This is a genomic window from Bradyrhizobium ingae (assembly GCF_055791185.1).
Window position 1 is genome coordinate 66,092 of sequence record NZ_JBVUBB010000022.1, and the last position, 11,951, is coordinate 78,042.

Annotated in this window: 12 protein-coding genes; 8 read left to right on the forward strand and 4 right to left on the reverse strand. The window is 62.1% G+C overall.

Going from position 1 to position 11,951, the window contains the following annotated elements; genetic code table 11:
- Positions 1–267 precede the first annotated feature (267 nt).
- Entirely contained in the window at positions 268–1,170 is a 903-nt protein-coding gene (locus tag ACV1FX_RS26995; protein ID WP_473120603.1) for an N-acetylmuramic acid 6-phosphate etherase, read from the forward strand.
- A 50-nt stretch (positions 1,171–1,220) separates the two neighbouring features.
- Here ACV1FX_RS26995 and ACV1FX_RS27000 read toward each other — a convergent pair whose 3' ends face one another.
- Positions 1,221–1,991 carry a hypothetical protein gene (locus tag ACV1FX_RS27000; protein WP_473120604.1) on the reverse strand — a complete coding sequence of 257 codons (771 nt, stop codon included), beginning with the start codon at positions 1,989–1,991 and terminating at the stop codon, positions 1,221–1,223.
- A gap of 452 nt (positions 1,992–2,443) precedes the next feature.
- Here ACV1FX_RS27000 and ACV1FX_RS27005 point away from each other — a divergent pair, with 452 nt between their 5' ends.
- Complete coding sequence (locus ACV1FX_RS27005) at positions 2,444–2,839, forward strand: response regulator (protein ID WP_473120605.1); 396 nt, start codon at positions 2,444–2,446, stop codon at positions 2,837–2,839.
- A gap of 540 nt (positions 2,840–3,379) precedes the next feature.
- On the opposite strand, the gene ACV1FX_RS27010 is transcribed toward ACV1FX_RS27005, so the two are convergent.
- From ACV1FX_RS27010 to ACV1FX_RS27020, 3 genes are all read right to left on the reverse strand, one after another.
- Entirely contained in the window at positions 3,380–3,508 is a 129-nt protein-coding gene (locus ACV1FX_RS27010) for a hypothetical protein (protein WP_473120606.1), read from the reverse strand.
- A 188-nt stretch (positions 3,509–3,696) separates the two neighbouring features.
- Positions 3,697–4,545, reverse strand: coding sequence for an IclR family transcriptional regulator (locus tag ACV1FX_RS27015; RefSeq protein WP_473120607.1), 849 nt, complete (start codon positions 4,543–4,545; stop codon positions 3,697–3,699).
- The gene (locus ACV1FX_RS27020; protein WP_473120608.1) at positions 4,542–4,940 is read right to left on the reverse strand and encodes an acyl-CoA thioesterase; all 399 of its coding nucleotides are present in this window, start codon (positions 4,938–4,940) and stop codon (positions 4,542–4,544) included. The genes ACV1FX_RS27015 and ACV1FX_RS27020 overlap by 4 nt, the downstream gene beginning before the upstream one ends.
- A 167-nt stretch (positions 4,941–5,107) precedes the next feature.
- Here ACV1FX_RS27020 and ACV1FX_RS27025 point away from each other — a divergent pair, with 167 nt between their 5' ends.
- From ACV1FX_RS27025 to ACV1FX_RS27050, 6 genes are all read left to right on the forward strand, one after another.
- Positions 5,108–6,259 carry an FAD-dependent monooxygenase gene (locus tag ACV1FX_RS27025; protein ID WP_473120609.1) on the forward strand — a complete coding sequence of 384 codons (1,152 nt, stop codon included), beginning with the start codon at positions 5,108–5,110 and terminating at the stop codon, positions 6,257–6,259.
- A gap of 29 nt (positions 6,260–6,288) precedes the next feature.
- Positions 6,289–7,917, forward strand: a complete 1,629-nt coding sequence (locus ACV1FX_RS27030) for a benzoate-CoA ligase family protein (protein WP_473120654.1) — start codon at positions 6,289–6,291, stop codon at positions 7,915–7,917.
- A 72-nt stretch (positions 7,918–7,989) separates the two neighbouring features.
- The gene (locus ACV1FX_RS27035; RefSeq protein WP_473120610.1) at positions 7,990–9,345 is read left to right on the forward strand and encodes an MFS transporter; all 1,356 of its coding nucleotides are present in this window, start codon (positions 7,990–7,992) and stop codon (positions 9,343–9,345) included.
- Positions 9,346–9,360: 15 nt separating this feature from the next.
- On the forward strand, positions 9,361–10,437 hold the full coding sequence (gene gtdA, locus ACV1FX_RS27040) for a gentisate 1,2-dioxygenase (RefSeq protein ID WP_473120611.1): 1,077 nt from the start codon (positions 9,361–9,363) through the stop codon (positions 10,435–10,437).
- Positions 10,430–11,137 (forward strand): fumarylacetoacetate hydrolase family protein, encoded by a 708-nt coding sequence (locus tag ACV1FX_RS27045; protein WP_473120612.1) that lies wholly within the window; start codon positions 10,430–10,432, stop codon positions 11,135–11,137. The genes gtdA and ACV1FX_RS27045 overlap by 8 nt, the downstream gene beginning before the upstream one ends.
- A 192-nt stretch (positions 11,138–11,329) precedes the next feature.
- Positions 11,330–11,569: a DUF3551 domain-containing protein gene (locus tag ACV1FX_RS27050; protein ID WP_473120613.1), complete on the forward strand. Its 240-nt coding sequence runs from the start codon at positions 11,330–11,332 to the stop codon at positions 11,567–11,569.
- The last annotated feature ends 382 nt before the right edge of the window (positions 11,570–11,951 follow it).

Below are 11,951 nucleotides of genomic sequence, written 5' to 3' on the forward strand. Positions count from 1 at the left end.
AACTGGCCGTGCCGTCAGGCACGGCATTTTTTTGGAAGCGTTCGCGGCTCAATTTTTCCGCGGTTTTGAGATTATTTTGGCGGCGGGGCCCAGACGTCTCCGTGGCCAGCGGCTCCCCGCTGGCTGGGAACCGATGTGCAGGGATCCAAGTTGACTCACCGGTCGCGCTGCCATTCCCAAGGATGTGATGAACGGCGACATGCCTTTGACTCGTGCCAGGTCGGCAGCTGGCAGCTCAGAGGCGTCGCGCTACGGTGGTATAAGCCCATGAAACGAATGGATCGCGCCAACGCAACTGAAGCCGTCGATCCGCGCTTCACGGATTTGGACGCCTGGTCGGGAATCGCGGCATTGGAGGCGATGTGGGAAGGTCAGCTCGCAGCCGCCGCAGTCGTTGGCCAATGTCTTCCCGCGCTCGCGGCGGCGACGGATGCTGCCGCAGACGCGCTCGGAGATGAGGGGCGTCTGGTCTATGTCGGCGCGGGAACGTCGGGCAGGGTGGCCATCCAGGACGGTGCCGAGCTGACGCCGACCTTCGCATGGCCTCAACAGCGGGTCCACTTCATCATTGCCGGCGGAGAGAGCGCGTTTGTCACCAGCGTCGAAGGTGCGGAAGACGACGTCGATGACGCGATCGCCCAGATCGATGCCGCACGGCTGTCATCGCACGACGTCGTCATCGCGGTTGCCGCAAGCGGCACGACACCGTTCACCGTGGCTGCATTGCGCCAGGCCGGCCGGTACCAGGCCGTGACTGTCGGCATTGCCAATAACCGCCAGGCCCCGCTGCTTGCAGCAGCGAAATATCCGGTCCTGGTCGAGACCGGGCCGGAGCTCATCGCCGGCTCAACGCGCATGAAGGCCGGCACGGCCCAGAAGATCGTCCTCAACCTGATGTCGACCGGCATCATGCTGCGCCTTGGGCGCGTCTACCGCGGCATGATGGTCAACATGCTGCCCACGAACGCGAAGCTGAAGCGTCGCGCCGAGGCAATGGTTGCCCGCATTGCCGGCTGCAGCGAAGCGCAAGCCGCATCCGCCTTGGAAGCGACCGGCGGCGATATCAAGCTGGCCGCGCTCGTCGTGCTCGGATACGACGAGATGGAGGCTGCAAACCTTCTCGCCAGCCACAAGGGTAATCTGCGTCGCGTGTTTGATGATCTCGGGTGAGGACGCAGCGGGCGGCGTACGCGCGCAGCAGCCCCAACGTCTGCCTCTCGTCAATTGGGCCCGATCACGGCGTCAACCTGACGGCTACCGTTCCGGGTAATGACGATGAAGCCATTGCGAATGGTAAATCTCGCGCCAAGCAGTTTCCGCACCTTATCCGTGATCGGAGAAGGGAAGGGGATGGCTTCTGCCGCGACGGGATCGCCGACCTTGATCGGCTCGGTTGCGGCCCCCGCAATCGGAGCAGGCTTGATGAAATCTCTGATGAGCTGAATCTCCTCGCGCGACAAGGTGAGCAAGCCCTGGTCAGGACGAGTCTCCGCCGGCGGCTTGGGTGTTTCGCTGCTCGGCCTGTCACGTGCCTCGTTGGCGCTTGCGATCTGATCGAGCCTGGCTACGTGCAGCTTGAGCGCGATGATCTCGTGCTGCAGGGTTGCGATCTCCGTTTTGAGCGACTTCACCTGCATGAACACAATGGTCGCGCAAACGCCGCTCACGATGACGACGACGCTCAGCAAAGCGAGCACCCAGCGCTCGAGGTTTCCTCTCAACGGCCCGGTCGTCTCGGGAACGTCATCGCGCTGGAGATGCCTGCGCCAGATGCTGCGCCCTCGCTCCACCCATTTGGCAAATACGGTCGTGTCTCCCGATTCATCTCCCCCGGATCCGAAGTGCGCGGACGACACGGCCGAAAGCTCGTGCGCCGGGTGAATGGTGGGTGTCCTGTTGCTTTGCCCGATGCCTGTCTCCAGCTCTCGGCTCTCCGGAGCGTAATCCTCGGCCGGCGGATGAGCGGCGGCGTGCAACGAATCCCGCTCCATCCGCAGATCAAGCCGGCCGATATCCGTTCGCGATGGAGCCATCTGTCAACTCAGCAGCTGGGCCGATGCGGCTCGAGTGCCCCGAGGGTTGTCTTGCGACGTTGCGGTTTGCGGGTCGACGCAGCCGAATCGGCAAATCGATCCCCCATGTCCGCAGACATGAACCGTGCCGATAAGCGAGGCACCTGTCAATTGGAGACGATGGCGGCAGCGTGGAGGCCGACCTTGGCTCCATCATCCGGTCGGTGGAATGCATGCCGCGATATGAAGCGGTACCTTCGCTTCAAAAAGCGCGCATCGCGTGTTCAGTGGCAAGCGAGGCTCGTGACACCTTTTACTGGTGGTCCGGTGTTTAATGCGGGCCACAACCGGCGGGCGCTGCGAGGCGGGGGAACCAAAGGCCACTTCCGGTCATTGTATGTTTTGGCATCCCAATGTGAGCGGGGCCTGCCATGAGCAGCGGCAATAGCAAGCTTCACGGCTGCCGCGTCCTGGTTATCGAGGACGAGTATTTCCTGGCGAACGACCTCGAAGAAGCGCTCAGGTCTCACGGCGCAAGCATCATCGGGCCTTATGCGGACCTGGACGCCGCCTACCGTCGAGCGAAGCGCGATCATTTTGACGTCGCAATCCTGGATATCAATCTTCATGACAAGGCGGCTTACCCGATCGCGGATGAACTGGTCCGGCAGGGCGTACCATTCGTGTTCTATACCGGTTACGAATCTACCGTTATTCCGCAGCGCTTCGCCGCCGTGACGGTCTGGCAAAAGCCGTTCGACCCGCATGCACTCCTGGAGGATATCGGTCGAATGTGCAGCAAGCGGCAATCTCATGGACAACCATGATGAAGGCGGCCCGAGACAGCTCAATTGAAGCGACGACGCAGCTTCCTGGCCATTTCGCGAAGCTCCTGCACATATTCCTCAACGATCCGCCGTGCCTCCTCCAAACGGGATAGCTCGGATGAATCGGTGTTGTCAGAAGGCGGTTCCTTGGGAGGTTTCATCGGAGGTAGCTCAGTATCGGACTAAGGGGGAACGCTGGGAATCAATCAGCCGTTCTCGAGTGGTCTTTGCGGCCGGGTAATGAGCGGGTATGAGCAGCGTTCCAACCAAAACCTAATTTTGATCCGATCGTCCATCCTGACGATCCAGTTGATCGGCCCGTTTCATGTATTCCGCTGCCATTTGCTCCAATTCGCGGCGGGTTCGATCGTTAGAGGCGAGGGCGGCCTGTATCTGGCACAGCCGGGCGAGAGAGCGGAACGAGAAATTGTGATGCATGGCCAAGCCGGAAGGGGTGTGAAACCGCCTTTTTTGATAGCGCACCGGAGCCTTGATTGTCGTTAACCTGGGACATGATTTGACCGGTCTCTGCACCGGTAATCAGCGCTGCGGGAAGTAGCCGACCGCGACAACATCGGCCCTGGCTAACAAGACGTCCTGGCGGATGCCTGCCCGCACCAGCCAGTCGGCTGCCACGGACAGCACGATCAGGGATGTAACGATCAACACGACACAGACGTTTCCTTGCATGAGGAGTGAACGCCTTGGCTCGAAACTGGTTCGATGCCCCCGAAGACATTCCGGCGCTCTATTTCAACTTTAGAAAGGCGCGGCGTGGTTGACGTTACATACGTTCGGAATCTCGAGACCGCGTTTCCCCGATCGGAGCTGGATGGGTGGTCATTGAAAGCTCGCAGCTAACGCGCGCGCACACCACGTGAATTGTCGAGTTGGGCCGAGCGCGCGATCGAATGACGGGAGGCAAACTCGATCAAGGCGGTCCGCGCCGGACTGTCGGGCTGCAGCAGGTCCCTGTGCGTGCCGAACAAGGTCACGGCGACTTCAATCTCGCCTTGCCAGTTCGTGATCGCGGACGAAATCGCGATCAGGCCCGGAATGTAACGTCCGTCGACATAGGCGATGCGCTCGCGGCGGATTTTCGTCGTCAGCGCCTCGACGCTTTCGGGGTTGGGATTGAGATCCGGCCAGCTCACACCGGCAGAAGCGGCGCGATCGAGTTCGTTTTGCAGGCGCGCGGCCAATTGCGGAGACGGCAGATAGGACAGGAAGACGCGTCCGGTCGCGGAGTCCAGCAGGGGAAATGTGCTGCCAAGACCGATCGACGTGGTCGTCAGATGGGGACCTCTCTCCATTCGAACAACGGTCGGGCCATTGTGGCTCCAGACGGCGAGCAGCGCGGCTTGTCCGGTTACTGCGGCCAATTCCTCGAGCTCGTCGGAAGCGCGGACGACGAAGTTGTTCCGGCTGATGGCCGCAACCCCCAGCTCCGCGGCTTCGCGGCCGAGATCGTACCGGCCGGATCGCTCCTTCTGCACGGCAAGTCCTGCATGAATGAAGCTTGCCAGGTAGCGATGCACCTTGCTCGGTGGCATGCCGGCTTCGCGCGCGATATCCGACAACGTCGCCGGCCCGTCAAAGGATCGCAGGACTCGCAGGACCGAAAGCGCGGCATCGAGAGCCTGGATGCCGCCGGGAGCTGTCCCGCCGCTCTCTTCATCGCTATCTTTCGGGCGCGTCCGTTTCATTTCAACATGTCCTTGAACTCTGGCGGCACGCTCGCGCCGCGGAGTTCGCCGGTCTCCGTGACGGAAGCCCAGGCGCGCTGCTCAAAGCCGCTCGCAATCTGCACGTTTCCCACCGACAGCTTGTAGTCGATTCGAAACTTCCGCTCTCGCCACTCGGCGACTTCTGCGCGGATCACCAGTTCATCATCGTAGCGGGCTGGCCCCACGAACTGGGCACCGACATTGACGAGCGGAGTGACGCTGCAAAAGCGGCGCTTGAGCTCGCGCTGGCTCAGCCCGTGCTTCCGCAGCCAGCGCTGATAGGTGCAGTCGAACCAATAGAAGTAGTTGGGATAAAAGACGATTCCGGCTTCGTCGCAATCGCCCCACTCGATCGTGAAAGCTGTTTCAAACATCCGAAAATCTCCTGCCGCAGCACGCCGGGCCGAAGCTTAGCCTCGCCCGTCGTATTTCCTATAAGAAAAATGTTTCCTCAGTGCGCAAAAATATATTGCATATCAGGAAATCTATTGCATAATACGAAATAAGAAGCGGTAAGCAACGAACAGGGAAGGATAAGGTCATGCGGCTCGGTCGCATTGCTGTGTTGGGGGGCGGTCCTGCGGGGCTGTACTTCGCGTATCTGTGGAAGCGTCGGCATCCCGAGCACCACGTCGACGTCTTCGAGCAGAATCCGGAAGGTGCGACCTGGGGATTTGGCGTCGTCTTCTCCGACAAGGCGCTCGACTTCCTGCGCGTCGATGATCCGGAAACGGCAGAAGCCGTCTCGGCGCGCATGGAGACATGGCGCGACATCACGCTCGTTCATCGCGGCGAGCACGTCGCGCTCGACGGCGTCGGCTTCTCCGCGGTCGGTCGGCTCGACTTCATCACGCAATTGACCGAGCGTGCGCGATCCGCTGGCGCGAAACTGAACTTCGGCAGGGTCGTGCGCTCCGTCGACGAACTTGCGGGATACGATCTGATCGTCGCTGCCGACGGCGTGAACTCGCTGGTCCGAAGGACCTACGAAGGCGACTTCAAGACGTCTCTCTCTTATGACGACAACAAGTTCGCCTGGTACGGCACCACCAAGCGCTTCGAAACGCTGACCCAGACTTTCGTCGAAACCGAGTACGGCAGCTTCAATGCCCATCACTACCGCTACTCGCCGACGATGAGCACGTTCATCGTCGAGTGCGATCGCGCCACGTGGCTGCGCGCCGGCTTTGCGGAGAAGACCGAGGAAGAGAGCAGGGCGATCTGCGAAAAAGTGTTCGCCGACACCCTCGAAGGGCACAAGCTCGTCAACAACAAGTCGATCTGGCGGAATTTTCCGTGGCTGTGGAATGATCGCTGGTCGCACCGCAACATGGTGCTCGTCGGCGACGCGCTCCACACCGCGCACTTCTCGATCGGATCGGGCACGCGACTCGCGCTCGAGGACGTCATCTTCCTCGTCAATGCACTGGACGGCGAGCCGCACAGCCTCCGCCGTGCGCTGGAAGACTACGAGGCCGCGCGCCGCCCGGTGGTGGAGAAATTGGTCAAGGCCGCAAGGACCAGCGCTGCCTGGTACGAACGCTTTGCCGAGCACATGAAGCTTAATCCGCTGGACTTCGGCTACAGCTACATCACCCGCTCCGGTCGCATCGACGACAATCAGCTCCGCGCGATGTCGCCGCGCTTCATGGCGCGTTACGACGCCAGCTCATTGATCTCCAACGCATCGTGATGATGAGGAGCTCTCCCATGACGGACGGAATCAGCCACGCGATAGTGGACCATGTCCCCGACGATGCGCCCTGCGCGCAGGAGATCGGCTTCGAAGTCGCCGAGCGCTACAACGCCAGCGAGATCCTGTTCTCCAATCTCAGTGCGGGTCGTGCCGACAAGGTTGCGATCTTTGCTGCGACCGGCAACACCAGCTATGGCGAGCTGTGTTCCAGGGCCGCCCAGTGTGGAAACGCGCTCGGCTCGCTCGGACTTGGCGCTGGCGACCGCGTGCTCCTTCTGCTGAACGATACGGCGGCCTATCCGGCAGTGCTCTTTGGCGCGATCCGTGCGGGTTTCGTGCCGATGCTGATCAACACGCTGTCGCCGAAGGACCTCATTGCCTTCTACCTTCAGGACTCGTCCGCGCCGGTCGCAGTCGTCGATGCCGAATATGCGGCCTTGTTCGACCCTGAGACTATCGCGGGAACGTCGCTTCGCGCGCTGGTCGTCGTGAACGGCGATGCCGCATGCGAACCGTCCTCGATCAAGGTGCTGAATGGCGACCAATGGTTCGCCCAGTTTCCTGCGGAGCTGGAGGCTGCACCCACGCGCCGCGACGATATGGCGTTCTGGATGTATAGCTCGGGCAGCACCGGCCGGCCGAAGGGCATCGTGCATCTCCAGCACGACATGGCCTACACGGCGGATAGTTTCGGCCGTCACATCCTGGGGATCGAGGAGAACGACATCTGTTTCTCCGTGCCGAAGATCTTCTTCGCCTACGGCTTCGGCAATTCGATCACGTTCCCGTTCTCGGTCGGCGCCAGTACGGTCCTGCTCGCCGGGCGCCCCGAGCCAGGTGCGGTTCTGGACATGATCGAGCGGTTCAAGCCCACCCTCTTCTTCGGCCTGCCGACGCTCTACAACGCGCTGTTGCATCATCCTCGCATCGACGCCGCCGACCTGTCGAGCGTGCGCCTCTGCCTGTCGGCCGCCGAAGTGCTGTCGCAGGACATCTTCAACGACTGGCGACGGCGCTTCGGTCTCGAGATCGTCGAAGGGCTCGGATCGACCGAGGTGCTGCACATCTATCTCTCGAACACGCGCGAACAGGGAAAGACCGGGACCGCCGGCAAGCGCGTTCCGGGGTACGAGATCCGGCTGACCACGCCCGAAGGGCAGCCCGTCGCGCAAGGCGAAGAGGGCGTGATGTGGGTGCGCGGTCACTCCAACGCGCCGTGCTACTGGAACAGGCCCGACAAGACCGAGCAGACCATGCGCGAGGAGGGGTGGATCTGGACCGGCGACAGGCTCGTCGAGGATGCCGACGGCTTCTTCACCTTCGTCGGTCGCGTCGACGATCTCATCAAGGTCAGCGGCCAGTGGATCTACCCGGTCGAGATCGAGCTCTGCCTGTCGGACCATCCCGCCGTCCGCGAATGCGCGGTCCTTGGCCTGGAGCTTCCCGATCGCCGCATGACCACGAAAGCATTCGTGATCCTTCGTGACGGTCACGCGGCGAGCGATACGTTGACGCGTGAGCTGCAGGATCACGTCAAGTCAAAGCTGCTTCCCTACAAATATCCGCGCCTGATCGAATACTGGTCCGATTTGCCGAAGACGGGAACGGGCAAGATCGATCGGCAGAAGCTGCGCAGCGCCCCGTTGGTGGCGTGAACGAGCAGCCAGCTCCGCCTTCTCTTACTCAACTGTCACCGGCCTGGAAACCCAAGCTTACTGGAGTTCGTGATGTCCGCTGCGAATATTGTAGACGTTACCGAGGTCATCGAAGAGGCGCGGTTCGGACGCCTCCAGCTTCTGATCCTCATTCTCTGCGCGTGGATCGCCCTGCTCGACGGATTCGACACGCAGGCGATCGCCTATGTCGCGCCGGTAATTGCCGCGCAATGGGGGATCGCCATGGCCGGCTTCGGTCCGATCTTCGGTGCGGGCCTGGCCGGCCTTGCGGTCGGCGCTTTCGTCCTGAGCCCGGCGGCGGATCGCTTCGGCCGAAAAGGCGTGATCCTGTTCTCGGTGCTGCTGTTCGGCATCTTCGCGCTCGTCACGGCGCGTGCGGCCACGCTGAACGAGCTCTTGGTCTATCGCTTCCTGACAGGTCTTGGACTCGGCGGTGCGATGCCCAACATCATCGCGTTGACGAGCGAATACGCACCGAAGCGGATGCGCGCGCTGCTCATCGCCATCATGTTCTGTGGCTTTCCGATGGGGTCGACGATCGGCGGCGTCATCAGCGCGCCTCTGATCGGTGCGCTCGGCTGGCAAGCGGTCTTCGTCGTCGGCGGCGTGCTTCCTCTCGTCACCCTGGTCGTGCTGACCGTCTGGCTGCCCGAGTCGATCCGCTATCTGATGACACGCGACGTTGCAGACGAGCGGATCGCAAGATTGCTCGTCAGGCTCGATCCGACCGTTCCGGCTTCGACCGGCAGCCGGTATGTCATGCATGGATCGAAAGCCTCCGGCTTTCCGGTGACGAAGCTTCTCGTGGAAGGTCGCGCATCCATGACGCTGCTGCTCTGGGTCGCGTTCTTCATGAACCTGCTCGTGATGTACTTCCTCGTGAACTGGATGCCCTCGCTGCTCAAGGCGAGCGGCCTGCCGCTCAATATCGCGATCCTCTCGACAGCGGTGCTGAACGCCGGGGGCGTCGTCGGCGCAATCGTTCTCGGCCGCTTCGTCGACCGGCTCGATCCGTATCTGGTGCTCGGCGGCGCCTATTCCGCTTCGGCGCTCTTCATCGCCGGCATCGCATTTGGAGCGGCCAACGTCTGGACGCTGATGATCTCGACATTCCTCGCCGGGTTCGGCGTGGTGGGCGCGCAGATCGGCATGAACGCTCTCGCCGCCGGCCTCTATCCGACCGAGATCCGATCCACCGGCGTCGGCTGGGCACTCGGCGTCGGCCGCATCGGCTCGATCATTGGTCCGGTCGCAGGAGGCGTTCTGCTCGGCTTCGGCTGGGATGCGCAGTCCGTCGTTCTGGTGGCGGCAGTACCGGCCCTGCTGGCGGGCCTTGCCGTGATCGCGCTTCGCCGACGTGAGCCGGCGCTCAAGCTCACGCCGTCGGCCGCGACGCTTCATCACTAACAGCGAGACAGACGGATGTCGCAACAAGCCATCATGGCGCCAACGGCCGACACGGCAGAGCGGCGCGCCTTCTATGACAAGATCGACAAGCGGAACCTGACGGCGCTGTGGCTGTCACTGGCCGACCTTGTGACGCCCGAACCGCGGAGCGCGTGTCGCCCCGCATCCTGGCGCTTTGACGAGATCCGCGCATACATGCTTGAGGCCGGAAGTCTCATCACCGCCAAGGAGGCGGAGCGCAGGGTTTTGGTCCTCGAAAATCCCGGTCTTCGCGGTCAGTCGAAAATCACGACGGATCTTTACGCCGGCGTGCAACTCGTGATGCCGGGCGAGGTCGCGCCGGCCCATCGTCATACGCAGTCCGCGCTGCGGTTCATCCTCGAGGGCGAGGGTGCCTACACGGCGGTGAACGGCGAACGTACCATCATGCACGAGGGTGATTTCATCATCACGCCACCCTGGGCCTGGCACGATCACGGCAACCCCAGCCCCAATCCGGTATTCTGGCTGGATGGTCTCGATATTCCTGTCATTCAGATGCTGGATGCATCCTTCGCCGAGCATCTCGACGTCGACGAGCAGCCGATCACCCGTCCCATCGGCGACAGCGATGCCCGTTACGGCCACAATCTGCTTCCCGTCGATCATCGCGGAGGCGGCGGCACCTCGCCGGTGTTCAACTATCCCTATGCGCGAACACGCGAGGCGCTCGAGCGGTTGCGACGCGCTGCCGCCTGGGACGCATGTCACGGTCTCAAGATGCGCTACACCAACCCGATCACCGGCAATCACGCCATGGCCACCATGGCGACCTTCATCCAGCTCTTGCCAAAGGGGTTTGCAACGGCGGCTTACCGCTCGACAGATGCAACCGTGTTCGTGCCGATCGAGGGGAGGGGGCGCAGCATCATCTCGTCGCGATCCGGCGAAGACACCGTGGTCGACTGGGGCAAGCGCGACATCTTCGTCGTTCCCTCCTGGCATCGCGTGCGTCACGAGTCGATCGACGGCGACGCCGTGATCTTCTCCTATTCCGATCGTCCCATTCAGGAAGCCCTGCATCTTTACCGAGAGGACCGCGGCAATGCTTAACACCAACACTCACTCCGATTTCGTTCTGCCGCCGCCGTTGCACGCCTCGGTCGCGGTCCACGATTCCGCGGCGCGCTTTCCGGTGCGCCGGATCATCTGCGTCGGCCGCAACTACGCGGCGCACGCCCGCGAGATGGGCCGTGATCCCGACCGCGAGCCGCCGTTCTTCTTCCTGAAGCCCGCAGATGCGGTGGTGGATGACGGCGCGACCGTTCCCTATCCGCCGCTCACCAACAACTTCCACTACGAGATCGAGCTGATCGTCGCGATCGGGCAGGGCGGGACGGACATCCCGCTCGACCGCGCGCTCGATCATGTCTGGGGCTACGGCGTCGGCATTGATCTGACGCGCAGGGATCTGCAGCTTCAGGCCCGCGAGCAGGGCCGGCCCTGGGACTGGGGCAAGGGTTTCGATCTGTCGGCGCCGATCGCCCCGCTGCGACCGGTCTCGGACGTCGGTCATCCAGGTGCCGGCCGCATTTGGCTTGCCGTCGACGGCGCGATCAAGCAGGATTCCGACATCTCAAAGCTGATCTGGCCCGTGCCGGACATCATCTCGATCTGCTCGCGGTCGATGGCGCTCAAGCCCGGCGACATCATCATGACGGGCACGCCGGAAGGCGTCGGCCCGGTGCAGCGCGGCCAAGTGATGACGGGAGGAATCGAGGGGCTGGGCGAAATCAGGATACCTGTAAAATAGGTATGTTGACGGCGGCAGAGCGGGCATTTCGGAAACGAGGGCGTCCGTTGCTGCTTGGGAGACGAAGCTACAGACGGTGCGCCACGGGAACGGCTACGAGCCCGGAAACGTTTGATCTAGCTCAACAGTCGCTTTGTCGTTTCGGTACCCGCTCTCTGCCGTCATATTCGCCTGTTTTCCATTGGAGCAACGATGCGCACGATCCTGGTCGTACTGACGCTATTGACCGCCGTCACCTCTGCTCATGCAGCACATGACTATCCCTGGTGTGTCTATGGTGGAGGGCTTGGCGCCTCTGGTGACTGTTCTTACCAGACAAGGGAGCAGTGCTTGGCTTCAGCATCCGGCCGGTGGAACACGTACTGCGATATGAACCGGCACCATCTCTTCAAGCAGCGCGCATCACATCCCAGGAAAGTTCACCACAATTGAAAAGGCCACCGGAATAGGTTCGGTCGCCGGTTCAATGGCGCTAGCGAGGCCCGTGGAGAACGAAAGGGTTGACGGCGGCGTCGGCGGTCCGGCCGAGCATGGCACCGCGCCGGAGGTCGATGCCGCGCGTCGTCGACGTCAGCCGCCAGCCCGTACCGAATTGTGAACAATGTCACATGTCTTCCGGTGATCCCATGCTACGCCTCATGCGCCGGGGGAGGCGCTGTGTTTGTTTCTGAATGTGTCAGCCGCCCCGGCAGGGTCGTTTCGGCAAGATCTCAAAATTTCTGCAAATTCCATAGTTCTGCAAATTCAATAGGGGCGTCCGCCGGCGCGCTTGCGCAAACGGCATCTCGGGATCAGACTGATCGCCGTAGTCCGT